The organism is Christiangramia sediminis, from assembly GCF_020552705.1.
Classification (GTDB): domain Bacteria; phylum Bacteroidota; class Bacteroidia; order Flavobacteriales; family Flavobacteriaceae; genus Christiangramia; species Christiangramia sediminis.
Genome location: NZ_JAJBZG010000005.1, coordinates 179563 through 205377, shown reverse-complemented (window position 1 = coordinate 205377; position 25815 = coordinate 179563). Strand labels below are relative to the sequence as shown.

At 36.2% G+C, this 25815-nt stretch carries 22 protein-coding genes and 1 tRNA gene; 18 read left to right on the top strand and 5 right to left on the bottom strand.

What is annotated here, in order from left to right; all coding sequences use genetic code 11:
- Positions 1–36: 36 nt before the first annotated feature.
- A complete protein-coding gene (gene rimM / locus LGQ90_RS10255) occupies positions 37–564 on the bottom strand; it encodes a ribosome maturation factor RimM (RefSeq protein WP_229340795.1) in 528 nt (175 codons plus the stop codon).
- Between the two features lie 14 nt (positions 565–578).
- Positions 579–1175 (bottom strand): 30S ribosomal protein S16, encoded by a 597-nt coding sequence (locus tag LGQ90_RS10250; RefSeq protein ID WP_229340792.1) that lies wholly within the window; start codon positions 1173–1175, stop codon positions 579–581.
- 272 nt (positions 1176–1447) lie between these two features.
- Here LGQ90_RS10250 and LGQ90_RS10245 point away from each other — a divergent pair, with 272 nt between their 5' ends.
- The 7 genes from LGQ90_RS10245 (at position 1448) to LGQ90_RS10215 (ending at position 10619) form a co-directional block, all read left to right on the top strand.
- Positions 1448–1894: a ferritin-like domain-containing protein gene (locus LGQ90_RS10245; RefSeq protein WP_229340790.1), complete on the top strand. Its 447-nt coding sequence runs from the start codon at positions 1448–1450 to the stop codon at positions 1892–1894.
- 284 nt (positions 1895–2178) lie between these two features.
- Complete coding sequence (gene dnaE / locus LGQ90_RS10240; protein ID WP_229340788.1) at positions 2179–6564, top strand: DNA polymerase III subunit alpha; 4386 nt, start codon at positions 2179–2181, stop codon at positions 6562–6564.
- Positions 6565–6838: 274 nt separating this feature from the next.
- Positions 6839–7156 carry a thioredoxin gene (trxA, locus tag LGQ90_RS10235; protein ID WP_089666357.1) on the top strand — a complete coding sequence of 106 codons (318 nt, stop codon included), beginning with the start codon at positions 6839–6841 and terminating at the stop codon, positions 7154–7156.
- 82 nt (positions 7157–7238) lie between these two features.
- Positions 7239–8168, top strand: coding sequence for a DUF58 domain-containing protein (locus LGQ90_RS10230; RefSeq protein WP_229340786.1), 930 nt, complete (start codon positions 7239–7241; stop codon positions 8166–8168).
- Between the two features lie 86 nt (positions 8169–8254).
- Positions 8255–8328: transfer RNA gene (locus tag LGQ90_RS10225), tRNA-Asp, on the top strand.
- A gap of 253 nt (positions 8329–8581) precedes the next feature.
- Positions 8582–9811: a site-specific integrase gene (locus LGQ90_RS10220; protein WP_229340785.1), complete on the top strand. Its 1230-nt coding sequence runs from the start codon at positions 8582–8584 to the stop codon at positions 9809–9811.
- Positions 9812–10151: 340 nt separating this feature from the next.
- A complete protein-coding gene (locus LGQ90_RS10215) occupies positions 10152–10619 on the top strand; it encodes a hypothetical protein (protein ID WP_229340783.1) in 468 nt (155 codons plus the stop codon).
- A gap of 63 nt (positions 10620–10682) precedes the next feature.
- On the opposite strand, the gene LGQ90_RS10210 is transcribed toward LGQ90_RS10215, so the two are convergent.
- From LGQ90_RS10210 to LGQ90_RS10200, 3 genes are read right to left on the bottom strand one after another with little or no spacing between them, the layout of a single operon-like run.
- Positions 10683–11348: a response regulator gene (locus LGQ90_RS10210; RefSeq protein ID WP_229340780.1), complete on the bottom strand. Its 666-nt coding sequence runs from the start codon at positions 11346–11348 to the stop codon at positions 10683–10685.
- Between the two features lie 8 nt (positions 11349–11356).
- Positions 11357–13282: a sensor histidine kinase gene (locus LGQ90_RS10205; protein WP_229340778.1), complete on the bottom strand. Its 1926-nt coding sequence runs from the start codon at positions 13280–13282 to the stop codon at positions 11357–11359.
- Between the two features lie 54 nt (positions 13283–13336).
- Positions 13337–13507, bottom strand: a complete 171-nt coding sequence (locus tag LGQ90_RS10200; protein WP_229340776.1) for a hypothetical protein — start codon at positions 13505–13507, stop codon at positions 13337–13339.
- Between the two features lie 273 nt (positions 13508–13780).
- Between LGQ90_RS10200 and LGQ90_RS10195 the strand changes: the two genes are divergently transcribed.
- From LGQ90_RS10195 to LGQ90_RS10145, 11 genes are all read left to right on the top strand, one after another.
- On the top strand, positions 13781–14431 hold the full coding sequence (locus LGQ90_RS10195; protein WP_229340774.1) for a hypothetical protein: 651 nt from the start codon (positions 13781–13783) through the stop codon (positions 14429–14431).
- 92 nt (positions 14432–14523) lie between these two features.
- Positions 14524–14865 (top strand): DUF2085 domain-containing protein, encoded by a 342-nt coding sequence (locus LGQ90_RS10190; protein WP_229340772.1) that lies wholly within the window; start codon positions 14524–14526, stop codon positions 14863–14865.
- Between the two features lie 10 nt (positions 14866–14875).
- Positions 14876–15079, top strand: coding sequence for a hypothetical protein (locus tag LGQ90_RS10185; RefSeq protein ID WP_229340770.1), 204 nt, complete (start codon positions 14876–14878; stop codon positions 15077–15079).
- Between the two features lie 295 nt (positions 15080–15374).
- Positions 15375–16709: a hypothetical protein gene (locus LGQ90_RS10180; RefSeq protein ID WP_229340768.1), complete on the top strand. Its 1335-nt coding sequence runs from the start codon at positions 15375–15377 to the stop codon at positions 16707–16709.
- Positions 16710–16720: 11 nt separating this feature from the next.
- A complete protein-coding gene (locus LGQ90_RS10175) occupies positions 16721–17143 on the top strand; it encodes a hypothetical protein (RefSeq protein WP_229340766.1) in 423 nt (140 codons plus the stop codon).
- An 11-nt stretch (positions 17144–17154) separates the two neighbouring features.
- Positions 17155–18552 carry a hypothetical protein gene (locus LGQ90_RS10170; RefSeq protein WP_229340764.1) on the top strand — a complete coding sequence of 466 codons (1398 nt, stop codon included), beginning with the start codon at positions 17155–17157 and terminating at the stop codon, positions 18550–18552.
- A gap of 2 nt (positions 18553–18554) precedes the next feature.
- Positions 18555–21914 (top strand): hypothetical protein, encoded by a 3360-nt coding sequence (locus LGQ90_RS10165; protein WP_229340762.1) that lies wholly within the window; start codon positions 18555–18557, stop codon positions 21912–21914.
- A 15-nt stretch (positions 21915–21929) separates the two neighbouring features.
- On the top strand, positions 21930–23231 hold the full coding sequence (locus LGQ90_RS10160) for a hypothetical protein (protein ID WP_229340760.1): 1302 nt from the start codon (positions 21930–21932) through the stop codon (positions 23229–23231).
- Positions 23232–23305: 74 nt separating this feature from the next.
- Complete coding sequence (locus LGQ90_RS10155; protein ID WP_229340758.1) at positions 23306–23671, top strand: hypothetical protein; 366 nt, start codon at positions 23306–23308, stop codon at positions 23669–23671.
- 17 nt (positions 23672–23688) lie between these two features.
- The gene (locus tag LGQ90_RS10150) at positions 23689–25002 is read left to right on the top strand and encodes a hypothetical protein (RefSeq protein ID WP_229340756.1); all 1314 of its coding nucleotides are present in this window, start codon (positions 23689–23691) and stop codon (positions 25000–25002) included.
- Entirely contained in the window at positions 25002–25646 is a 645-nt protein-coding gene (locus LGQ90_RS10145) for a hypothetical protein (RefSeq protein ID WP_229340754.1), read from the top strand. The genes LGQ90_RS10150 and LGQ90_RS10145 overlap by 1 nt, the downstream gene beginning before the upstream one ends.
- The last annotated feature ends 169 nt before the right edge of the window (positions 25647–25815 follow it).

Below are 25815 nucleotides of genomic sequence, written 5' to 3'. Positions count from 1 at the left end.
CAGCATCTTTTAGTTGTTAGAGATAGTAAGGAGAGATTAGCCTAAGTAAAGATCCACAAGTCCTTCCGGCGTTTTCACTTTAATTGTCTTGTTCTTCTTGTCCACTTTTTCGATGAATTCATCGTTCATGGGAATAAGGATCTGTTTGCCGTCTTTTTCAATTTCGAATAGGGCCTGGGCAGTAGAATCATTGATGGAAACTATATGTCCAATATTTCCATGTGTGGCGTCTACCACATCAAAACCAATGATCTCGTGGAAGTAGAATTTATCCTCGGGAAGTTTGGGGAGCACGCTCAGGGGGAGATATACATCGGTGCCAATCATATCTTCGGCATCATCTTCAGTATCTATATCTTCAAATTTCGCACGAAGGAGTGTACTTTTGTGCAGGTAAGATCTTTCAATAAAAAATGGAACCAGATTATTGTTGTATTCAACGAAAACTGATTCCATTTCTGTGTAAGTTTCAGGTTCATCGGTGTCCAGTTTAATGAGCACCTCGCCTTTAAAGCTAAATTTTGCTACGATTCTTCCAAGATAGAAGCATTCTTCCTTAGTCATCGTAACTTGCTGTTTTAAGCGTCTTTTTTGTCTTCAGTTTTAGCTTCTTCTGCAGTTGCAGCTTCCACTTCTTCTTCAGCAGCTTCTACTGTAGCCTCGTCTGTAGCTTCTGCAGTTGCAGCAGCTTCAGCCTCAGCAGCAGCTTTCGCTTCAGCTTCTTCAGCTTCTTTTGATTCAGCTTCACGCTTAGCGTTAGCTTCTTTCTCAGCCTCTAGAGCTTTAGCTTTTTCAGCTTCCTGAGCTTTGCTTAAAGAATCTTTTTTAGCTCCGATCTTTCCTTCTTTTTCTTCCATCCAGGCCTTGAATTTCTCTTCAGCCTGTTCTTCAGTCAAAGCTCCTTTTTTCACACCTACAGCAAGGTGTTTCTTAAGAAGAGCTCCTTTATAAGAAAGGATAGCACGAGCGGTATCTGTGGGTTGAGCACCATTTTGCAACCACTTAACAGCTCCATCTACATCAAGTTCGATAGTAGCAGGATTCGTGTTAGGGTTGTAGATTCCCAATTTGTCCAAAAATTTACCGTCTCTTTTAGCGCGGGTATCCGCAGCTACGATCCAGAAAAAAGGTTTTCCTTTTTTACCGTGTCTTTGTAATCTTATTTTTACTGGCATAAAAATTAAATTTTGGGGTTCTCGACCCCGGTTATTAATAAGTGGGCAAAGATACGACATTTTTATTATTTTATAGTTTTTCACTCTTTAATTTATAAGAGGAGATTTAAATTGACTTCATCCTCCGGTTTAATAAGAATTAGGAAGATTTTTGGTTAAAAATACAGCCTGTTGTTAAAAGAGGTTAATTAGTGCTAAACCCTGTTAAATAGGTTGTTGGGGCGGTTTTCTGATCTTATATTTACTCAAATAAAAATCGAAAAATTAAAGCTATGAGTTATTCAAATGAAATTTCCAAAAAACTAAATGAGTTACTGGAAAAGAATTATGATGCCGAGAAAGGATACAAGTTGGCGGCAGAAAAGGTAAAGAATGAGCGTTTAAAGAGTTTTTTCTCTGAACGTGCACAAGAAAGATATGATTTTGGACATGAATTAAAGTCTGAAATTAGAAATTTTGGAGAGAATCCTGAAAAAGGTTCGAGTTTGGCCGGAGATGCCCACAGAACCTGGATGAATCTGAAAGCCAGTCTTTCCAGTGATAAAGATGAATCAGTTTTGGAGGAAGCGATTCGTGGAGAAAAGGCAGCCGTTGAAGAATACGAGGATATCTTGAAAGAGTCAGAAATTCCTGCATCTACAGGGAATATCTTGATGAAACAAAAAAATGCGATCGTAGCTTCATTAAATGAAGTAAAGTCTCTGGAAAATTTAGCCTAGGATCTTACTACAAGTAAAGGCTTCGGTAAATTTCCATATAAATGAATTACTGAAGTTTTATAAATAAGATGCGAACAATGTTTGATTGAAGTAGTAGTAGTTTTTAGTGTTCGTATCAGGCCTCACAAATCATCTGAATTTTCAGGTTTTTGTGAGGCTTTTTTTATGGTTGATAATTCCTGAAAACAAAGTTTTATTTCAGCCACAAAGTTCCTTATTTTAGCCCGGATGGTTTAATTTTGTGAACCACTATTATTCTTCATTCAGGCATAAAATACTAAGGAATGTACCTCATTTTTGATACCGAAACCACCGGCCTTCCCAAGCGATGGGACGCCCCTTTAACCGATTCTGATAACTGGCCCAGATGTATACAGATCGCCTGGCAGGTACATGATGAGATGGGAAATCTGGTTGAGAATCATGATTACCTGATCAAGCCCGATGGATTTGATATTCCTTATGATTCTGAGCGTATTCACGGTATCTCCACAGATCTTGCGAAGGAGCAGGGAATTCCACTGGATGAAGTTTTAGAAAAGTTTCATACTGCCCTTAAGAAATCGAAATTTGTAGTGGGCCAGAATGTTGGTTTCGACCTTAATATTATGGGGGCCGAATTCATTAGGAGAGATTTTGATAATAGCCTACAGGAAATGCCTGTTCTGGATACCTGTACCGAAAAGACCGCCGAGCTTTGTAAGATTCCCGGGGGGCGTGGTGGAAAGTTCAAATTACCAACGCTTACCGAATTACACGAATTTCTTTTTGAGGAAGCTTTTGCCGAGGCCCATAACGCAACTGCCGATGTGGAAGCAACTACCCGTTGTTTTCTCGAGCTTATTCGCCAAAGGATATATACCATAGAGGAACTAGATGTTCCTGTAAATTATTTCGAAAATTTTTCAGAAGAGAATCCACAGCGAATAGAGCTGATCGGCCTGAAGCATATCAATCTTAAAAAGGCGTCAGATAAGATTAGAAAAAGGCTGGAAAAACAACAGCCTTCAGATGATATAAGCCATGAAGAGATCCAGGAGAACCTGGAAAAACTTGATGAAGTTCCGTTTGCGCATTTACATAATCACTCACAATTTTCGGTATTACAGTCTACCATAAGTATTCCAGATCTGGTGGCTGCTGCCGCAGAAGAGGATATGAATGCCGTGGCGCTTACAGATCATGCGAATATGATGGGTGCTTTTCACTTTGTAAAAGAAGTGGGAACTTATAATAAGAGTATAAAAGAGCATAACGCAACCGCCGAAGAAAATGGCGAGGATCTAAAGAAACCTTTAAAGGCGATCGTAGGTTGCGAGTTTTTTGTTTGTGAAAACCATTTAGATAAAAGCCGAAAGGATAACGGATACCAGGTAGTACTACTGGCCAAAAATAAAAAGGGTTATCATAATCTGGCAAAGATGTCTTCTAAAGCCTATACCGATGGATTCTACTATGTACCACGTATAGATAAGGAAGTCATCAGGCAATATAAAGAGGATATTATCGTCCTTACCGGAAATCTCTACGGAGAAGTCCCTAGTAAAATTCTAAATCTTGGTGAAAAACAGGCTGAAGAATCTTTGCTGTGGTGGAAAGCAGAATTTGGTGACGATCTTTATATTGAAATGATGCGTCATGACCAGGAAGATGAGAACAGGGTGAATCCGGTTTTAGTAGAATTTTCCAAAAAGCATGAGGTAAAATTAATTGCAACCAATAACACTTATTACTGGAAACAGGAAGATGCAAATGCCCATGATATTTTATTGTGTGTAAAAGATGGCGAAAAACAGGCAACGCCAATAGGTCGTGGTCGTGGTTATCGTTATGGATTGCCTAATGAAGAGTATTACTTCAAGTCTGGTAGCCAGATGAAGAAGCTCTTTAAAGATCTGCCCGATGCCATTGCAAATATTCAGGAAATTATAGATAAAATCGAGCCTTTTGAACTTGCACGGGATGTATTGCTTCCGGCCTTTGAGATCCCTGAAGAGTTCTTAAGTGAAGAAGATAAGACTGATGGAGGTAAAAGAGGTGAAAATGCCTATTTAAAGCATATTACTTTTGAAGGGGCGAAAAAACGTTATCCTGAAATTACTCCGGAAATAGAGGAACGCCTAAATTTCGAATTATCGGTAATTGAAAACACTGGTTATCCCGGTTATTTCCTGATCGTTGAAGATTTTATTCGCGCAGCCAGGGAAATGGGAGTTTCGGTAGGGCCTGGACGGGGTTCTGCTGCCGGATCTGTGGTAGCGTACTGTCTCTGGATCACCAATATAGATCCTATTAAGTATGACCTGCTTTTTGAAAGATTCCTGAATCCGGATCGTGTGAGTATGCCCGATATTGATATCGACTTTGATGATGAAGGGAGAAGTCGGGTTATGGATTACGTGATCGAGAAATATGGTGCAAATCAGGTGGCGCAGATCATTACGTATGGTACCATGGCTGCAAAATCTTCTATCCGCGATACGGCAAGGGTGCTGGATCTTCCCTTAATGGAGGCCGATAGGATCGCGAAGCTTATTCCGAACACCAAGCTTGGGAAGTTATTCGCCATGGATGATAAGACGATCAAGTCTAAGTTCCGTGGGGATGAAATTGAGAAAATAAATGAACTCTTTAATATTTCTGAAGGAGATGATCTGGAAGCCCAAACGGTTAACCAGGCTCGAATTCTGGAGGGGTCAGTAAGAAATACAGGTATTCATGCTTGCGGGGTGATCATTACTCCCGGGGATATTACCAATTATGTGCCGGTTTCCGTAGCGAAAGACTCCGATTTGTATGTGACCCAGTTCGATAACTCGGTGGTGGAAAGTGCAGGACTGCTAAAAATGGACTTCCTGGGTCTTAAAACCCTAACCTTAATTAAGGATACCGTAAAAATCGTAAAAGGAAGACATGATATAGACCTGGATCCGGATAGTTTTCCGCTGGATGATGAAGAAACTTATAAGCTGTTCCAGAGAGGAGAAACAATCGGGATCTTCCAGTATGAATCTCCCGGAATGCAGAAGCATATGCAGGCATTAAAACCAACAGTTTTTGATGACCTTATTGCCATGAACGCATTGTACCGTCCGGGGCCGATGGAGTATATTCCAAGTTTCATTGCCCGTAAGCATGGGGATGAAGAGATCTCTTATGACCTTCCGGAAATGGAGGAATACCTGGAAGAAACCTACGGAATTACGGTCTACCAGGAGCAGGTGATGTTGCTTTCTCAGAAGCTGGCAGGATTTACTAAGGGTGAAGCCGATATGCTGCGTAAGGCGATGGGTAAAAAGATCGCTTCCTTACTGGCAGAATTAAAACCGAAATTTATTGGGGGTGGTGAAGAAAAAGGACATCCAACAGAAGTTCTGGAAAAGATATGGAAAGACTGGGAAGCTTTTGCTTCTTATGCCTTTAATAAGTCACACTCTACCTGTTATGCCTGGATCGCTTACCAGACCGCATATTTAAAAGCACATTATCCCGCAGAATATATGGCCGCGGTACTTTCCAATAATATGAATGACATCAAGCAGGTTACGTTCTTTATGGAAGAATGTAAGCGCATGAAGCTGAATGTACTTGGGCCAGATGTGAACGAATCTTATTATAAATTTTCCGTTAATAAAGATAATGCTGTTAGGTTTGGAATGGGAGCTATCAAAGGAGTAGGTTCCGGAGCGGTAGCTACCATTGTAGAGAATAGAAAAACTAAAGAAGGTCCGTATCGATCAATTTTTGATATGGCCAAAAGAATAGACCTCAGATCTGCCAATAAAAAAGCTTTTGAAAATCTTGCCCTGGCCGGAGGTTTTGATGGCTTTGGAACTACCCACCGGGCACAATATTTCCATGATGATGGCAGCGGAATGAGCTTTCTGGAAAAGGTGGTGAAGTATGCCCAGAAATTTCAGGAAAATGAGAATTCTTCGCAGGTAAGCCTGTTTGGGGAAGCCAGCGATGTTCAAATCCCCGAGCCGGAAGTCCCGGGTTGTGAGGAATGGGGAACCATGGAAAAACTACGTAGGGAAAAAGAGGTGGTTGGAATTTATATTTCGGGTCATCCGCTGGATGATTTTAAGATCGAGATGAGCTATTTCTGTAATGGAAAATTATCAGATTGCCGGGATCTGGAATCGGTCGTCAATAGAGAGTTGACCATGGGTTGTGTAGTGGTTGATGTGCAGCATCGGGTTTCTAAGAATGGAAAAGGTTGGGCGATCTTCACCGTTGAAGATTACGATGAATCTTATGAGTTCAAGATCTTTGGTGAAGAGTATTTAAGAATGAAACATTTCTTTGTTCCGAATAACTTTATTCACATGAAAATATTTGTGAAGGAAGGCTGGACCAATAAAGATACAGGTAAGAAAGGGGAGCCTAGAATACAGTTCAGAGAAATTGGTCTTTTGCATGACGTAATGGATAAGAATGCTAAAAAGCTTACCATACAGTTAAACATCAATGATCTTAAAAATGAGAAGATAGAGTGGTTAAAGGATACTTTTATGTCTCATAAAGGAGATTGCCATTTGAACTTTGTGGTTTATGAAATGGAAGAGCAGGTAAAACTGCGAATGCCAAGCAGGAAACATAAGATCAGGATCTCTCAGGAACTAATCGAGATGCTGGAAAAGGAACAGTTTATGTATAAGTTGAACTAAGCCCCCATCCCGGCCTTCCCCCAGAAGGGGAAGGAGTTAAAGAAGCTGAAACAAGTTCAGTTTGACGGGTCTTTAAATGTGAGGGCTTGGGCCAGGGATTGAGGCGAGCTACCGTGTAGCGCCGAAAGCCCGACCCCGAGCCTGTGCGAGTGGAGGCCCCCAAATAAAACGAACCAATATGCTCATAGTCAAATGCAATATGGGTGGTGTAAGGAATATTTATTTTATTGACTACTTTTACGAATCAAATTAAAAACATAAAAAATAACATATTATGGCTGTTGAAATAACTGACGCGAATTTTGAAGAACAGGTGCTTAAAAGTGATAAGCCTGTAATGGTAGATTTTTGGGCTGCATGGTGCGGACCTTGTAGAATGGTTGGACCAATCATCGACGAAATTAGTACTGAATATGACGGAAAGGCTGTTGTTGGTAAACTAGACGTTGATGCAAACCAGGAATTTGCTGCTAAATATGGTGTGAGAAACATTCCTACGGTTCTTGTATTTCAAAATGGAGAAGTAGTAGGACGTCAGGTTGGAGTAGCTCCAAAACAAACCTATGCTGATGCAATTGATCAGTTGTTGTAATAACTGATCTTATCAAAATATAAAGCCTCGCAATTTGCGGGGCTTTTTTTATTCATAAAGTATAGGTAATTTAATGCCTGCTATGAATATAGAAAAGGAACTTCATAAAACCGGCGGATTTCTCAACCTCGACCTTCTGGCGAAACAGGTAGTGGAAGGTTATATTTCAGGGATACATAAGAGTCCGTTTCATGGCTTTTCTGCGGAATTCGCCGAACATAAGATCTATAATAACGGGGAAAGTACGCGGCATATCGACTGGAAGCTTTTTGCCAAGACCGATAAGTTGTATACAAGACGTTATGAGGAAGAGACGAATCTAAGATGCCATTTGATTTTAGATAACTCTGCTTCGATGCATTATCCGGCGGTAAAAGAGCAGAACCTTGATTCGCTGAATAAAATAGGATTTTCGGTTCTGGCCTCGGCCTGTCTAATGGAGGTCTTAAAGCGCCAGAGAGACGCTGTGGGTGTAAGTATATATAGCGATGAATTTGAATTCTACTCGCCAGAGAAGTCCAGTGAGCGGCATCATCATATGCTTTTGAATAAGCTGAACGAGATCTTAACTGGTTCAGCCAAAAGGAAGAATACAGATACCTATACTTATTTGCACCAGATCGCCGAAAAATTAAAGCGCAGATCGCTGATCTTTCTTTTTACCGATATGTTCCAGGCAGATGCCGACGAGGAAAGATTATTTGAAGCTTTAAGACATTTAAAATATAACCGGCATGAAGTGATCCTTTTTCATGTAATAGATGAGAAAAGAGAGCTTAATTTCAGTTTTGAGAATACCCCGCGAAGATTTACCGATGTGGAAACGGGAGCTGAAGTAGATCTTTATTCAGATAATATCAGGGAGAATTATAAAAAAGCGGTAGAAAAATACTTGGCCGATCTTAAAATGCAATGTGCGAAGTACCGTATAAAGTATGTCGAGGCAGACATCAATAAAAATTTTGACAATATTATGACCGCTTATTTACTTGAAAAACAAAAGTTTGGATAGGAGGCGAATTTTTAGTTTGAAATATTTTCAAAAAAGGTTTGGTGAATCTAAAAAGGGGCGTATATTTGCCCTCGCAATAACGCAACGGTCTGGTAGTTCAGTTGGTTAGAATACCTGCCTGTCACGCAGGGGGTCGCGAGTTCGAGTCTCGTCCAGACCGCTTATTGAAACTCAAAGTAACACTAAAAGCCTCTAAATCAACGATTTAGAGGCTTTTTCTTTTTATTTGATGTCATATAATAGCAAATAAGTATAAGTAATTGGTGCTCAATTCGGTGCGTCTTTTTTCACTTCAAAAAGACGCACCTCGAAGCTCCTAACGTACTGTTAATAAAAGATTTGCGCGTTTTCTTTAACACTTTCACATCCCTTCATTTTGTACCTTTCTGGTGAGCAATTTAAAAGACGCACCTATGGCAACTTTACTAAACATTCTTTTTTACCTTAAACGTGGAAGATCAACAGCAGATGGAGTTTCAGTAATTTACACCCGGATTACTATTAATGGAAAGCGATCTGAATTTAGCACTGGCAGGCAAATTGAGGTCCGAAAATGGAATAAACAAGGAAGTATAGCTAAAGGTACTTCCGATGAATCCAGGGCTATTAATAGATATCTTGATTCTATCCGTTCCAAGCTGTATGATATCCACGATAGGTTAATGAGAGATAACCAACCAGTTTCCGCCAAGATTATCAGGGATATTTATTTTGGCAAAGGGGATGAGCAGGAAAGAATGCTTTTGGATATTTTTCAGGAGCATAATGACCAAATGGAAAACCTAATTGGTAAGGGTTTCACCAAAGGCACTATGCAACGCTATAATGCCTGTAAAAATCATATTGAGAACTATCTGTTGTTTTCTTATAAGAAGAAAGATATTCCTGTTCAGGATGTCGATCATAAGTTTATCACTGGTTTTGATCATTACTTAAAATCACAGAAAGACTGTGCTCACAACACGGCACTAAAATATATCGTAAACTTTAAAAAGATTATTCGAATCGCTTATGCTAATCAATGGATAGACAAGGATCCTTTCTTCCACTGGAAAAGCACCTGGAAATCTGCGGAGCGTGAATATTTAACTGACCTGGAACTGCAGAAAATGGTGGAGGCTGAATTTGATATGCCGCGTTTGGATTTAGTACGGGATATCTTTCTATTTTGTTGTTATACCGGTTTAGCCTTTGCTGATGTAAAAAAGCTGTCTGAAGATGATATTGTTTTGGGGATGAATGGTAAAAAATGGATCAAAACGAAGCGGCAGAAAACAAAATCTTTGAGTAGTATTCCTTTGCTGGACGTTCCAGCTTCTATAATTGAGAAGTATAAAGATCATCCCCAAGTGAAAATTAAGAATATAATCTTGCCTGTTCTTACCAACCAAAAGTCTAATGCCTATTTAAAGGAAATAGCTGACGTGTGCGGCATTAAAAAGAATTTAACCACTCATTTAGCCCGCCACACCTTTGCGACCACGGTAACCCTTTCTAAGGGTGTCCCAATTGAATCGGTTGGGAAGATGCTTGGGCATAAATCTTTAAAAACTACGCAGATTTACGCAAAGGTGCTCGATGAGAAAGTGGGGAGGGATATGGAAGCTTTAGAAAAGCAACTTTTAAGAAAGAAAGAATCTTAATCCACGTTTGTATTTAGATTTTTAGATCAGCTTTAAATCTTTATAATGCTAATAAGATGCGGATTGGGATTGGCGGGAAATTCTTCCCGTAGCTCTTTGTCAGTTGAGCGCAGTCGAGAACTATTGGGTGGATACCTCTATAAAATTAAATGTTTTTCATTCTGGCAAATAAGCCATAGAAATTGTTAGAAAGGCAGGGATTTTTCAAAAATAAAGGAAGTTATAGAGCCAGTTTGTACGATGTTTTATCCAAATTAAAAAATCATTTTTCATGTAAGATATCTAAAAGTACTTGTTTTTCATGGGTAGTTAATGTTTTTCACGCTATATCCTTGACAGAATGGGATACACTAAACGGGGGATGATCTTTCCGGTTTCTTCGGCAATTTTAGAGCGCATCGACGAATATCAGGATACATTGGAGCATTATTCCAGCCCAAGGGTGGATTTAATTGACTGGAAAGCTACTCCAGATCATAATGTGGAAATATTAAATGATACTATAGATATCTACCGGTATTATGACTTAACCAAACAAGCTGAATTTTTATATGACTGTGTAGAAGATACTATTGAAAAAATTATACCTGCTGAATTAGACTATCTTGAAAAATATGATCGAATGACCCAGTTTATCAATGAGTATACTAGTTTGCCTGATACAAAGGTTGATTTGCTGATTAAATTTCTGGATCAGAATGGCGGAAAATTATCTAAGAAGAAAAAGGAAAAGCATTTTGAGGAATTAGGGGATCAGGAAATAAATATACTTGAAGAAAATTTTGAAGAAATATTTATGAATGAATAATATCCAGGTGTACAGTTTATCTTCGAATAAATCGGATAATTGAAACTTATAACTGGCACTTGCTTATATTAACTTCAAATCTTTCATAATCCCGATAAGATGCGGATTGGTATTGGCGCTGAATTCTTCCCGTAGCTCTTTTAAACGTTTTTCGATAGCACTTTTACTACTGGGTTTAATGTTTTTATTTTTTAATTCCTGTTGAATCTGATCCTGGGTGAAGCCATTGGCGAGATACTTTACAATATTGATTTCAAAATCATTTAATGTCAGGATATTATTTTGATTTAGAATTTTTTCGATGGAAGGGGAATTATAGGATTCACCATTATTCAAATGTAGAATTGCTTCCTTTAATTCTTTGAGTCCATGGCGATCTTTGCATACATACGCATCGATATTTCCAGAATTCCATAAATCCTTTACCGTTTGCGGATGGTCTTCAATAGAATTCACAATGATCCTTAGCTTGGGATCTTCTTTTTTAAGGAGGGCTATAAGTTCCTGGCCTGAGCTTATCTTTTCATCCCGGTGATCCTGTTTAAACGAAAGGTCACAGATAAGCAGGTCGAAAGCTTCGTTTTCCTGGATGGCCTTTTTTGCCATCAGCCAGGCCTGATCACAATACTGGGAATGTGCCACTTCCGCAATACCAAGATCTTTGAGTACTACAGCCACCGCCTGATTGATGCTGTCCATATCTTCGGCAACCAGAACTTTTCTAAACATAACAAAAATTATAATGGAACCTGGATCAAAATCTTCAATCCTTTACCCTGTTCGGTTTCAAAATTAAGTTTTCCATTGATAGAAAGAATACGGTTTTCCATATTCAGTATCCCATTTCCGGTTTTCAGGCTTTTCATAGATGCACCCATTCCATTATCGGAATAATTGATATTCAGGTAATTTTTTTCTTCGGAAAAGATCACCGCTACTAGACTCGCGTTGCTATGCTTTTTCATGTTGATCATGATCTCCTGAAGCACCCTGTAAAGAATGATCTTTTTTTCAGGAGCCAAGCTGCTCCAGTTGATGCTGTTTTCACCCCGAAGGATCAATCGAGCCTCGTCTGGCACTGTAGAGCTTAGCGTGGAGAGTAAATGAGGCAGGTAATATGTTCCGGTAGGGATACTGCTATTTTCCCTGGAGATATTCCGGGTGCGATTATAAATATGTTCCAGTTTGTCCATCATGTCACTTGGAACAATGGTTTGCATACTACTCATCACGTTATAAACGTCATTGGCCAGCTCATCATGGATCTTCTTGGAAATTCTGGATTCTGTATGGTGGGCTTCCCTTATCTTTTCCTTTTTATGCTTCTGTCTCAAATAATAAAATCCGAATCCTCCACTTACTAAAACCAGTAATCCACCGAGAGAGAGGATGATCATTTGATTTTGTATTTGTTTAGTCTCCAATTTTTGTAAGGCAGATTGTGCCTCCAGATCATTAATCTCTCTTTGTTTTTGTTCCTCATCATACCTGATCTTGGCAAAGAAATTCTTCGCCCGGATATTTTCAGACCTGATACTATCATTTAATTGTATATATCTATTTGAAAGATCTTTTAATTTCTTAGCTGGAGAAAGTTGTATCAGTTTCTGTATTGCGTTTAGCTGGGCAGTCTTACTGCCGGTATTAATTGCAGTTATTAGTAGACTATCTGCGTATATTTTTGAAAGGTTTGTATTCTTATATCTAAAATAATCTGAAAGATGGTCATAACTGGCTAAAAGACCATTCTCATCATTCTCCTTTCTCCTGATTTCCTTTGCCATCAACAACTCATCACGGACAAGTGCTGAAGAATCCTGCAGCCATTTTGTATAGGCCAGATTATCTATAAATCTAGCCCTTGACTTTACATCTGTGCGATTAGATGTTTCAACAATATTTTCAAAAATTTTTATTGCTTCACCGTATGTTTTTCCGTCTTGAAGAGCAAGTGCAATATTATTCAAATTACTTAGGCTGTCTCGCGTAGTGGAAGCGTATTTAAGAGCATTTCTCCATTCGTTTGTTGCATCATTGTATAAACCCTGACTCCTGTAGGAGGTTGCAATGGTATTGTAGATGCTGCTTAAATATTCGGAATCATCTTCTTCCAGATATTCCAGGGCTTCGGTAGCTGTTTGCTGTGCTCCGGTATAGTCGGTCATTTGACTCTGGGCGATAGCCATTTCAACAGTTCTGCGGCCGGCATTGGCAGTATCACCAATTTTTAAATAAATTTCACGTGCAGCATAAGCGTTTTCAAATTGTTTTTCATTTTGATTCAGGGCTCTAAATGTTGTAGATTTTCGATAGAAACCTTTTGCAATATAGCCAGAGTCCTTTTGTGCCTTCGCTACGTTAATAAGGGAGTCTGAGAAATAAAGCGTACTGTCATATTCCTTCAAGGTAACGTGATAATATATTTTATAATCAAGAATGTCAGGGATAAGAGTATCTGTTTTGTCTCTCAGTGTTTGAAGAGCCTTATTAAAATATGAGATTTTTTCTCTGACATTTTTTTCAACCTTACCTTTTTCAAAATATTTATAAGACTCTTTGTTTTCAGATTCGAAATGATTAATCGAATCATTATTTGTTGTGCAGGAATTAAATGTAAGTAAACCAATAAATAGTAGCGTGTGAAAAAAGGAGCGCGAATTCATAAAGCGAAAATAAATAAAAAAAGCCGCTAAAAAAGCGGCCTTTATTATCCAAGGTTAATTACCATCACCAGGTGGTTCATGAGAGGGGTCATTGGGATCCTCTTCACCTTCAGTAGCATATTCCTTTTGAGGTGCGTTAGTAGCATCGGCTAAACTTTGTTCAGTGCAAGAAATAATAGATAAATTTGAAATAAGAAATAATAGTAATAGACTGATTCTTTTCATGACTTAGATTTTGAAAATTGACATTAGATTGTTAACCCGACTTATGTGGATTTCTCGATTTTAAGCTCAGAAATGAGCTACTGGGAAGTCATGAGTTGATAAACCAGAAGTACTTTACTTCCCTGTAAGTTTTACTGATTTATCAATCATAGGGCAAAGTAAATAAGGGTAGTATGGTCAAGGATAGACAAGATCTAGACAAACTTTAGACATTTTTGTCCAGGCAGAATGTCCAATAGATTTCTTAGTTTTACATAGCTGAATTTCTAAGTAATGACCCACCAAATAATTAATGCGGCTTTTAAAAAGGCAGAAAGTGAAACAGAAAAGGACTCAATCAATGCAAATGCAGAATTTTTATCAGAATATATCTTTGAAAAGTTCAGATATTCGATTTCCACAAAATCCCTAACCCGATATTATAAAGGTGAGTCATCTCCAAATCAAAAAGTAAAAGATTATTTAGCTCAGTATTTAGGCTATGAGAGTTATGATATCTATATACAATGGAATTCTACTTCCAACCAAATGGACGAACTTGAAGAAAAAAAGAAGATTCATCTATTTTCCAATAAGAAATTAATAGTTGCTTTAAGCTTTCTTATGGTGGTAGCTACTTCATCATATTTGGGTTACATATCAGGGAAGGAAGAATGTATGATCTGGAATAATGATCATTATATCAAAACTGAATGCAGCGGACGCAGTGAAGAACAAAAGTTTATTCCAAATACCTATAATAACCTCAAAAAAGTTGAAGTTTCTGAGACCACAACTTTTTTTAAAAATGGTGAAGTTCGAATTTGGTACTATAAAAGTAATGGTGAATTGGAGTATTTCTCATCTCCAGGAAAACATCCTGTAAGTGGAAAAACCTTAAAACCAATTACAAAATATATGATTGATAAATACGTCAAGAACTAAATTTTACTTGATTAATTTCTCATTTTACGGGAAACCGTATGATCTTCTTTTTAGTTGGCCTTAGTTTTACAACTGGATATTGAACAGATCAAATGTTTAGTAAAAAACTGGAGTTTTCTTTTTGCCATCAATTACCTGAAAGGTCTTTTTGCTTTAAGGGTAAACAATTCCCGGTTTGTGCGAGATGCACGGGTATCCATATCGGCTATTTAAGCTTTCCGATTTTTTTGTTCAGTTATTTTACTCTTAGCCTATGGTTAAGTTTACTTATTATGCTTCCAACGATAATTGATGGTTTAACCCAGGCATTTTCTAATTGGGAAAGTACAAATGTGGTAAGGTTTATAACTGGGTTAGCCGCTGGTATCGGCTGTATGTCTCTAATATCCATCTGGGGAAAACAAATTGGAAATTTAATATTATCACTAACCTAAATTATTATATATGTCCAATAATAACCATAGAGATGAACTTGGAACCGGATTAACAATTTTATCCTTCTGTATACCTCTGGCTGGTGCTGTTGTGTATTTCTCAAAAAAGGATACCCAACCGAATAGCGCAAGGTCTGCCTGTCATGCTGCCTTATGGGGTTTTGGAATAGGTTTAGTCCTGAATATACTAATGACTATGGCGGGAGGAGTTTAATTAAAGAATGTAAAATCAAGATTATTTTAATGTAAACAAGCACTTAATAATTCACAGATAGTAATTAAGAAAAAATTTAACATCTGTAAAAAAGCTTATAATAACCAGAATCCATGAGGAGATTTAATTGTCAGATATTTAATGAAATAAAAAAGATTTTAGAATCTTTATAAAATTAAATTCTTTGGAAAATTACTTAAATGATGATTGCATATTAACATAAATTTTGGAAGAGTCATAAAAAAAGATTAATTATGCTATCCCTACACCGATTACTAACTAACCTACAATCAGAATGAAGCAATTCTTTGCTGCAATTTTTCTTTGCGCATTTTTATCGACTCTTAGTTCCTGTGAAGGAGGTAGAGGGGGAGGTAATAAAACACCACAGACTCCTCCAACTAATGTAACCCCTGCTGTTACTTCCGACACTCCAGTTGATGCCACTGTCAAAATTTATTTTGAAAATACACTTAGTATGGATGGCTACATAAATGGAAATACTGGTTTTAAAAATGTATTTCGTGATTTATTAGTAGCCGTTGAAAATGAAGATGAAATTGACTTTAATACTGAGTTTTTTCTTATAAACGATAAGTTAACTCATACTGATTTTGGAGTTGATAATACTAAGATTTCTGAAGAACTTACCCCACAAAATACAGCTGGAAAAGGAAATAAAGGAAATAGTGATTTTGAAGAAATACTGGATAAAATTCTTGAGAACCAGGAAGGTGATGCTTTATCAGTAATAATGGCAGACTTTATTTATTCCCCTGAGGGAGAATCAAATGTTCCTTCAGCTTTAGATAAGCTTAAAACATATACTCAGGATGCTTTTTTGAAAGCTGGGAAAAATCAGGATCTCGATACCAGAATTTATCGATTTGCTAGTGATTTTAATGGTATTTATTACGATTATAACAATAGAAAAATCACAAATATAGATCAACGGCCATTTTATTATATAGTCATCGGCCCCAGAAATTTGATGAGTCTTTTTAACTCAGAGATTGCTTCACAACTTAAAGACAATTCAGGCTTCGAAAATGAAGCGTTATTTACTGGTTCTAATTATAATTCACTACCAGTAAAAGTAATAACTTCCGGAGTAAACGGCCGAATTAAAACGAGAGGAGGGGATCTGGAAGTGATGAGTTACCCCAGAACTGGAAACCTTGAATTCATAGCTTTAGTGAATATGGAAAAATTGCCTGTGAGTCAAAGTTATATTTTGGACGGGGAAAATTATAAACTTTCTAATCCAGAATTCGGCATAAATGAAGTAGGAGTTGTAAAGGGGAAGAATATAAAATTTTCGAAATCTGGTGTTGTAAAAATGGATCCTTCAACATTAGTAGATATAAAAGGAGAAAAGTACACACATGCTATTAAGTTTTCTGCTGATGGCCTTGTATCGGAAAATCTCAATTTTTCATTACAGAAAAGAATTCCGCATTGGGTTGAAAAAGCTAATAGTGATGATGACCGCGAGATTAAGTCCGACTCACTTGAACAAACTAAAACTTTCAGTTTTGGTCATCTTGTTTCAGGAATATCTGAGGCTTATGAACAGCAAAGTGGAAGCAATAAATATTTTAATATCACCATACCAGTAATTCAAAATTAAACAACCAAAAAATGCTAAAAGATTTTATCGCAAATTTCTATGAACTATGGGGAGGAGCTTATTTAGGTGACTTTTCAGAACAGATGTATAATAATGATTTATATTTTTCTGTAGCTCTTTACTCCATTATTGTAGCACTGATTTTAACTATCGCATATTATTATGTTGTAGATCGACCTGGAACAGCGAAGCTTAGTATATGGTCTTTAAACTTGCTGGTTGGAGCTATAATTAACTTTATCATAGCTTTTGTTTCGGCCAATAATGATTTGACCGAAATTTTTGCTTCCGTTGGGTCTGCAGTTCCGGCCTCTTTTACTTCAGATATGATGGTATTTTCAATCATAAATTCCATGTGGACTGTACTTTTAATGTTTTTATTTTCCATGTTATTTAAATGGAAAAGTTCTCACTCATCTTATGTTCCATTTTAATAAAATAACCTATGTCTAAATTATATGTTTTTGGTATTGGAGGAACTGGTGCCAGGGTATTAAAGTCACTTTCATTTTTATTAGCAGCAGGTGTTAGATGCAATAGTTCATCAGTAATTCCAATGCTAATTGATCCCGATGCTGCAAATGGAGATGTTAATAAAACAGTAGATATTCTTCAGCGATATAAGAGTGTCAGGGAAAAATTATCTTTTGATGGAGAAACCTCTAATGAATTTTTTAAGACCCCAATAGAACCTTTAAGCAAGAATTGCAGGATCAATATCCAGGACTCAAAGAAAAAATTTAAAGAGTTTATTGATTACCAGGGCCTGGATAAAAAAAATAAGGCTCTTATTTCATTACTGTTTAGTAAGAAGAATCTGGATGCCGATCTTGAAGTTGGGTTTAAGGGTAATCCCAATATGGGGAGTGTTGTTTTGAACCAATTCAATACTTCTGAGGATTTCGAAAATTTTGCAAGTAGCTTTTCACAAGGAGATAGAATATTTATTATCTCATCAATTTTTGGGGGAACCGGAGCAGCAGGCTTTCCCCTACTTCTTAAAAATATAAGATCTGCCAGTCCAAACCTCAATAATCATTCTCTATTACAAACTGCACCTGTAGGAGCAGTATCGGTTCTACCTTATTTTGGAGTTAAAAAAGATGATGAAAGCGAGATAGAGAAATCTACTTTTATTTCTAAAACAAAGGCAGCTCTTAGGTATTATGAATATGGAGTGAATGATTCAGTAAACTCCATGTATTATCTCGGAGATAAACTGGTTAAGGATTATGAAAATAATGAAGGAAGTGTGTCTCAGCAGAATGATGCTCATTTTATTGAATTGGCATCTGCTCTTGCTATTTTAGATTTTGCTAATGATACCGATGTTTCATCCAATAAGGTCAAGGAATTTGGAGTTGAAAATGAGACACCTAGTATAACATTTAATGATTTAGGGGATGAGACTAAGATGGATTTAGTAAAACCGCTAAGCAAATATTACTTTTTCCACCTATATCTAAAGAATCAACTTAGGTCTAATCTGAGTGCAGATTTCGCTAAAACACTTAAAATTAAGGAACCATTCCTCAACGAAGATTTTTATAGAAAACTATCCAAATTCAATGATTACTACTGGAATTGGCTTCAGCAAATGAGTAATAATCAAAGAGGATTTGCACCTTACACGATGTCTACAGGTCAGGATATTTTTGATGGAATAAAAGGATTTAAGGCTCACAAAGGTTTTTTGGAAAAAACGAAAGATTATGAGCGTATAACTGCTTTTTTAAATAAAGAAGCAAAGAAAATGAATACTTCTGATAGCATCGAAAATAGGTTCCTGGAAGTCTTTTACGAGACAACTGATAAGTTAATGGCTGACAAATACAAATTATAATTATGGCATACGTTTTTAGATTTCATAGTGGAAAAAATTTAAAAGGATGGGAAGATTCTAATCCCTTGAATTCGGTTGCCATAAACGCAATTGAAGATCCAAATGGAGCTCACTCCAGTAGAGAAATAACTTCCATTCCTAGTCCTTATGCAAGAATTGACCTGGTTAAGACTGCATTTAAGGAAGTTGCCAATTTAGGGCCGGAAGGAAATACAACCTTTCATAAAATGGTTTCTGATGCCTTGGATATTGGTCAGATCTTTTTCAATGCAGATAAATATAAGGATCAAATAGAAATTATAAGCTGGGATAGAAGGACAGATCTTGATCAATTGATTAATTCTCCTAATCCACAACATAAACTCCTGGGTGAGAGCTTAAGGTTATACTTAGAGCAAGATGCCCAGACTTATAATTTTGATTCCCTGGAGAAACTCTATTTAATCAACTATACCAGAGGTCCGGAACCTCTAAACATTATCGGAGGAACGTCTCCGTCAACTCTTTTCTTTACTTCCGCAAATAAATTCGATTTAGCAGGATTTCAGGAAGGAAGTGATAAGCTTCTGGATGATGAGTACCAGCCGCTATATGAAAGAGACCCCGAATACATAAAATACCTTTTTTCTCTTCGGAATAGTATATCTGGATTCTCATCTAAAATGAAAGAATTGGATGATTACTTTGAACTTACTTATAAACACCTGAGTAGGGAACTAAAGGATCAGGTTGGTCAATTAGGTAATCACTATAATAATCTTCCGAATTTGAACATTGATGGGGGAGGAGAAGTAGTAGAAGTTTTAGGTGTTAACCTAAAAAAAGCAAAGGGGAAAGAGGATGCAATCAAGGATAGTGATTTTGTGATTAAATCTGACCGGAATCAAAACGAAGAATATCCACCCCTGGTTTTGCCAAATGACACAGAGAACCCCGGGCTTAAATATGTAAGTGCACCTTGGAATCAAAATGATAAGGCTCCTCACTATGATGAGAGAGATTTAGAGGATAGAACTTTACCTGTAGATGGCAATAAATATCCATATTTAACCATAAGTGATTTTCTTGAACCCGTTATAATAAGGACAGAGTTCCCTGTCGATAAAAATTACTTCTTAGATGGAGGGTTTAAAGGTACTGAGGATGAAAAAGGCTTTTTACTCCCAATAAAGCCCTTATATTTTAAATATTTTCATGTTGACAGCCTAACCCAAACAATAAATGGAGAGCAAAGATTTGAATTAAATAAAATTTCAGGCGGATATGTAGAGGCCATTTTGAGAGTTCCTGTACAAAAAGGTTATCATATCACTTTTAGAAGAACATATAATAATCCTGTAAACAAAGCACAAAAACCGATATACGATGAAGGGTTCAATAAGGGAGCAATTATAGAGAACCGTATAAATGTTGGTATCACCCCATTTTATAAGTTTCCTAGCAACCTAGAGCCTGAATATAACATTGCGTTCTACGATGCTGATAGAAACCCACTTTTTGAAAATAATAAATATCAAATTAGCTTTTTTAATTCAAGCTCTGAATTTATAAATGTAAACTCCCCAACCCAAAGAAGGAAAAAGGAGGATGAGAATTTAGATATGATGTCTTATGTAGCTAGAGATAACTTTAGTTATTTACAGGTAAGTCATTCGTATGCAAAGGGAATCCTAGTTCCCAATTTTGAAAAGGTGATTCCAGGAGTGAACAAATTTACGTTTGCCATTGATTTCGGAACTACAAATACCCATGTTGAGTACAAAGTTAACGATGGACAATCTCTGCCATTTGAAATCAGTTATAACGAAAGGTGGCATTCTGGACAATTAATTAATTCCACAAAATTTGATGAAGCTTATTTAAAGAGAGCAAAAGATGATTTAATACCAGATGAAATAGGAGAAAATAGTTCAACTGGATTTAATTTGCCACAAAGAACTTCTATAGCTTACCATCGCTCAACTAATTTCCTTAAAGAAATAATTTCGATGGGGAATGTTACAATACCCTTCAAATATGAAAAAGCTTCTTTTGATTTATACACTGAGGTAAAAACAAATTTGAAATGGAATTCTGATGATAATAGTAGAGTTCTTATGAAAGTATTTTTTGAGCAATTGGTTAAAATGATTAGAAATAAAATACTACTAAATAATGGTAATCCTGCTCAAACTGAAATTATTTGGTCCTATCCGGCAAGTATGTCAACAGGAAGATTAAATCAGATTGAGGCCGAATTGAAAAGTACTATTAAGTCATATATTGGTTCCATTAAAGTTGAAAAAGTTTGTGAAAGCCTAACTCCTTATTATTACTATGTATACGAAGAAGGTAAAAGTGCACTTGTAAGGCCAACTGTGTCAATTGATATTGGAGGAGGCACCTCAGATGTTGCTATATACGAGAATAACATTCCTGTATTATTTACTTCATATAAATTCGCAGGTGATGCAATTTTTGGAGACAATTATAATCGGAATATTAAGATTAACGGTTTTGTTCAAAAATACTATGATGAATTTTCGAAAATTTTAGATGCCAATGAGCCTGCCTTAAAAGGAATTATACTTTCCATTAAAGATCGGAATAATAGTAATGATGCAATCAATGCGCTTTTTAGTTTGGAAGATAATAAGCAACTGTTATCTAAAAAGTTAAATATTAGCTTTTTGGATAAGCTTAGAAATGATGATGAATTCAAAGTTATTTTTCTAATCTTTTTCATGGCTCACATCTTCCATGTAGCTAAAATCTTCAAATCAAAAGGCCTCCAAGTTCCTGCTCAATTTGCGTTTTCTGGTACTGCATCTAAATTGTTATCCATATTAGATGCTAGCGAAGAAAAACATCTTTTAAAAGATTTAATTAAAAGGACATTTAAGAAATTATTGAATAAGGAAGAAATACCAGATATTGAGATTCTATGGGCATCTAATCCTAAGGAATTATCAAGCAAGGGAAGTTTACATATTAACCAGGGTCAAAATATTAATGTAAAGGATATCAAGGAAGTTCTAATTGCAGAAGGAGAAACTTTATCTGCCAATCCAGATTTGACTTATGAGTCATTGAATGGTTCAGAAATGAGAGTCCTGAAAGAGTATGATGAATTTTTGGACTTCTTCTTCAGGTTAAATATGGAAATCTCTTATAAAGATCTGTTCGGAATAGAAAATAAAACATTGAAATTGGTTAAGGAGCTACTAAACAACAAGAAGGAAAATCATTTACGAGTTGGAATAGAGCAGAAAATAAAAGAGAATGGGAATACAGCTAATTCAAAGATAGATGAAACTCTTTTCTTCTATCCTTTAACCGGTAGCTTAGGAGAAATTGCTTATACACTTTACAAAAAAAGCTAATCAATAATTTTAGAAATGAGTTTTAAAAGGATTTTTGTTTTTAGTTTTTTACTTCTAGCATTTTTCTCCAGTGGACAATCTCAGGAAAGTGGAAGACAATATTCAGAAGAGGATGAAAATAAAATTTGGTACCGGGTTATAGATTATCTAGCTGCTGAATTAACGTATGAATATATTCTTGAATTTGAAGAAAAAAAACCTTTAAATGAGGAGGAGAAAGCAAGCTTTGATAATTACCGAGAACAACTAGCCAATAGTACTATCGACAGACCATTTGCACCGAATTCCTTGAAAGAATTTATGAATAAGAGCTTTACAAGGACTTATAGTAATTTGACCCAAGAGATTTATGGCTTTAAAAAGCTTGAATCCAAAACTGCAGCTGAACTTTTTCAGAAGACGGATTCTTTATTAGTCGCTGTTAAATCAAATCTAAAAGGTTCCAACGTTTATGATAAAATTAAATACAATGTTTATTCCGAATTAGAGAAAAATGAAGCTAAACCAGATCCTATTCCCCTAACACCAGATGTAGTTTCAAATAATGTATCCAATTCAGAAAGCTTTTTACCAGAATGGTTTTTTAAAGCTTTATCAGCCATTCTATTTTTGACTTCAATGTTCTTCTTTTTTTTATATAAAAATTTTCGAAATGAAGCTAGGGAATTAAAGAATAGGCCTGAACAATCTTCAACGCCGGTCAAACAAAGTTCCCGGGGGGAGCATAATTATAATAGAAAATGGAACAATGGAAATGATTTCTTAACAAAACCCCAACCATCGACAAGATCAGAAAAAAGTGAAAAAAAACCTGGAGATGATACCTATAGCAGAGAAAGGCTAAATAAAAACCCTTCTACTAAAACTCAAGGAATGAGTGATTCTAAATTGCAAGCTAAGGAGAAAGAATCATTAGTAGAAGCAGCGGGAAGTAATGATGTAAAATCTGAAACCCATGGACCAATGAATAAGGAGGTAACATATGATCACTCTTTTGATAATTTTCTTTATGCAGGCAAACCAACTAACGATGGCTGGTTCAAGGATGCAGAAAGGCTAAAAGGAGATAATCATATTTATGAACTAAGTTTATCAAACGATTCTGAGGCAGAATTCTCGTTACTTGAATTAAGCAAGTATATGGAAACCGAAGTAATTAATTCTCCGGACGATTATTTATATCGTGTTTGTATTAATGAAAATAGCAATCAGGAGTATAGAAATGAAATTATAACTACAAAAAGGGGTATAGCCCACAAAGTAGATGGTAAATGGAAAGTAAATGAAGAAGATAAAGCAACTATTAAATTCCAGTAGAAATGCATGATTACATAATAATCCTAATAATTGCTGTAATTATTGGGATACAGATATTGATTTTTTGGAAGAATATGTCCAAAATAAAAAAGTATAAGCAGACTATAGAAGATGTAAAAGATTTTGAGATCGTGGAGGTTTCAGTTCCTGAAGAGTGGATTAAGGAAATTGGTGTAGAAGAAATTTTACAGAATCCTGAGAAGTTTCAAGAGCTATCAACCAATTTTTCGTCAACTACGGAAGAAACAGACGAGGATCTTGGAATATTTGAAAATGAACAAATTAATTCTCAATTAGATGAGGATATAGAGGAAGATGAACTATTGAATTTAAAATTAAAGGGTCATAATTCTGAAACTGAATTAGTTTTTCCTGAAGACGACTCTGAAATAGAAGAATTCGAGGAAGAGGATTTTGAAGAATACAAAACTAACCGTTAGAACAAGTAGCAAGACTTATGAATGATAAAATAAGCATTTCTTTAATCGATTATAAGAGGTTTCAAAATGAAACTTTAAATGATATTTTGACTTCGGTTAATGGCTACCTGTTGAGAAATAAAGGTGCTGTAAGTGATTTTAACCTGGTTAAAGACATAGTAGATAGAAATATTGATAAAGTAGATGATGAGATAAGTAACAATATACCCACGCCTCTATATCTAGGCTTAATGGGAACAATGCTAGGAATTGTAGGAGGGCTAATTTTTATGCCGTCTCTTTCATCTGATGATACTTCAAATGCAATAGGTGGAATTGATGCTTTACTAGGTGGGGTGAAAATTGCTATGGTTGCTAGCGTCGTAGGGTTGTTGCTGACCATCATTAGTAATTATTATTTCTTTAAAGCAAGAAAACAAGTAGAGCATCAGAAACATGATTTCTTTACCTTTATTCAAACCAGGCTATTACCTATTCTTTCAAAAAATACTTCTTCGAGTATTTATTCACTTCAAACTAATCTTTTAAAGTTTAACCAGGACTTCTCCACCAATATGAGAAGTTTCAGTAGTACTGTTAATGAGGTTAAGCAAACTTTTGATAGTCAACTTGAAGTAGTTCAGGAGCTAAAGAGAATAGACGTAGCAAATATTGCCAAGTATAATATTGATGTGATGCAGCAGATGCAGGCTTCATTTAATAAGCTAAAGGATCTTTCGGCTTATCTGGATAATATGAATGGTTTCATAGGGAATACACGGGATCTCAATCTTGCAGTAAATCAGCAACTTGAAAAAGTAGGAGAGATATCAGAACTTATTAATCGTTTTGATAGTAATGCCGGAACTATTTCCGAAACATCTACTTATTTCAAGAGTCAATTTGAATCTATTGATTCCCGAGAACAAGCCTTAGTAGACCGGCTTGCGAAATTTGATGGGAATACCGGTGAGATGATTGATAAAATAAAAACATCCTTCGATACTCGTTTACAGGATTTTAATAACAAAGACGTTAAAATTAGCTCTGGATTTGAAACGTTATTCAAAGATCTCCGGGCAATGACAAAGGAGGTATTCGAAGACGAAAGTAGTAATATAGGTGCTATTAAAAAAGAAGTGGATAATCTAAAGGGAGTAACATCAGAGCTGTCCGTGTTGAATACTAAAGTCTCTAAGCAGGATGATACAATTAGAGAGCTACTAGATATTCTGAAGGATAAACCCGTTCAAATGAAACAATCTCTGGTAATGAAAGTAGGAACAATAGTATTGGCTAGTGTTGGAACAATTACCTGCGGAGTGATCATTTATAAACTACTAACTGTCTAATGGCTGGAGGAAAGAAAAAGAACGATTACTTCTGGGTTAGTTTTTCTGACCTTATGACCACTCTGTTTTTTGTAATGCTGGTGCTTTTCGTTTTAACCGTTGTTTATTTGAAAATCGAGCAAGCAAAAACTCAGGCTACATTAGAACAGTTTAAGAAAATTGTGAAACTTGAGGAGCAGTTTGAGCCTTTGCAGCAGGATGGAGACTTTTTTTATTTACCTGCCTGTAAGAAGTATGTGGCCAGCGATCTCATGGGGAAGGAAATATTTGAACCTGATAAGGCGGATATCAGGCCGAAATTTATTAATAGTACTATTAATGTAGGTAAGAAGCTTGAAAGCTTTCTTAATTCTTTAGAAAAACAAAATCCCGATTTTTCTTATTTACTAGTTATCGAGGGAAATATGGCTAATAGCTGGGATAAAAAATATAGCAAAAATTCCGAACATGGTTTTAAGAGAAGCTATGAGAGAGCCTTGGCAGTGTATAATTTATGGTTAAAGAACAATATCAATTTTAGAAAATCGAATGTTGAGGTTTTGATTTCTGGAAGTGGTTTTAACGGTTTATGTAGAGAAAAAGAAGAAGAGAATAATAAACGATTTTCAGTTCAAATAATTCCAAAAGTAAGTAATAAGATATGAGAATCCTTTTTAGTTTCTTATTAATTTGCCTAGTTCTGTTTAGTTGTAAAAGGCCGAAAAGAAATCCTCAGAACACTACTGGTAATTCTGCTACCCAAAGAGAATATAGGAGTGCGAACACTGAATTAAGGCAAAACTCAAATACTAGGAAAAGCTCGAACGAATCTCG

Coding starts and splice junctions, on each gene's coding strand:
- rimM (WP_229340795.1), bottom strand. CDS start 564: ATGACTAAGGAAGAATGCTTCTATCTTGGAAGAATCGTAGCAAAATTT.
- LGQ90_RS10250 (WP_229340792.1), bottom strand. CDS start 1,175: ATGCCAGTAAAAATAAGATTACAAAGACACGGTAAAAAAGGAAAACCT.
- LGQ90_RS10245 (WP_229340790.1), top strand. CDS start 1,448: ATGAGTTATTCAAATGAAATTTCCAAAAAACTAAATGAGTTACTGGAA.
- dnaE (WP_229340788.1), top strand. CDS start 2,179: ATGTACCTCATTTTTGATACCGAAACCACCGGCCTTCCCAAGCGATGG.
- trxA (WP_089666357.1), top strand. CDS start 6,839: ATGGCTGTTGAAATAACTGACGCGAATTTTGAAGAACAGGTGCTTAAA.
- LGQ90_RS10230 (WP_229340786.1), top strand. CDS start 7,239: ATGAATATAGAAAAGGAACTTCATAAAACCGGCGGATTTCTCAACCTC.
- LGQ90_RS10220 (WP_229340785.1), top strand. CDS start 8,582: ATGGCAACTTTACTAAACATTCTTTTTTACCTTAAACGTGGAAGATCA.
- LGQ90_RS10215 (WP_229340783.1), top strand. CDS start 10,152: ATGGGATACACTAAACGGGGGATGATCTTTCCGGTTTCTTCGGCAATT.
- LGQ90_RS10210 (WP_229340780.1), bottom strand. CDS start 11,348: ATGTTTAGAAAAGTTCTGGTTGCCGAAGATATGGACAGCATCAATCAG.
- LGQ90_RS10205 (WP_229340778.1), bottom strand. CDS start 13,282: ATGAATTCGCGCTCCTTTTTTCACACGCTACTATTTATTGGTTTACTT.
- LGQ90_RS10200 (WP_229340776.1), bottom strand. CDS start 13,507: ATGAAAAGAATCAGTCTATTACTATTATTTCTTATTTCAAATTTATCT.
- LGQ90_RS10195 (WP_229340774.1), top strand. CDS start 13,781: ATGACCCACCAAATAATTAATGCGGCTTTTAAAAAGGCAGAAAGTGAA.
- LGQ90_RS10190 (WP_229340772.1), top strand. CDS start 14,524: ATGTTTAGTAAAAAACTGGAGTTTTCTTTTTGCCATCAATTACCTGAA.
- LGQ90_RS10185 (WP_229340770.1), top strand. CDS start 14,876: ATGTCCAATAATAACCATAGAGATGAACTTGGAACCGGATTAACAATT.
- LGQ90_RS10180 (WP_229340768.1), top strand. CDS start 15,375: ATGAAGCAATTCTTTGCTGCAATTTTTCTTTGCGCATTTTTATCGACT.
- LGQ90_RS10175 (WP_229340766.1), top strand. CDS start 16,721: ATGCTAAAAGATTTTATCGCAAATTTCTATGAACTATGGGGAGGAGCT.
- LGQ90_RS10170 (WP_229340764.1), top strand. CDS start 17,155: ATGTCTAAATTATATGTTTTTGGTATTGGAGGAACTGGTGCCAGGGTA.
- LGQ90_RS10165 (WP_229340762.1), top strand. CDS start 18,555: ATGGCATACGTTTTTAGATTTCATAGTGGAAAAAATTTAAAAGGATGG.
- LGQ90_RS10160 (WP_229340760.1), top strand. CDS start 21,930: ATGAGTTTTAAAAGGATTTTTGTTTTTAGTTTTTTACTTCTAGCATTT.
- LGQ90_RS10155 (WP_229340758.1), top strand. CDS start 23,306: ATGTCCAAAATAAAAAAGTATAAGCAGACTATAGAAGATGTAAAAGAT.
- LGQ90_RS10150 (WP_229340756.1), top strand. CDS start 23,689: ATGAATGATAAAATAAGCATTTCTTTAATCGATTATAAGAGGTTTCAA.
- LGQ90_RS10145 (WP_229340754.1), top strand. CDS start 25,002: ATGGCTGGAGGAAAGAAAAAGAACGATTACTTCTGGGTTAGTTTTTCT.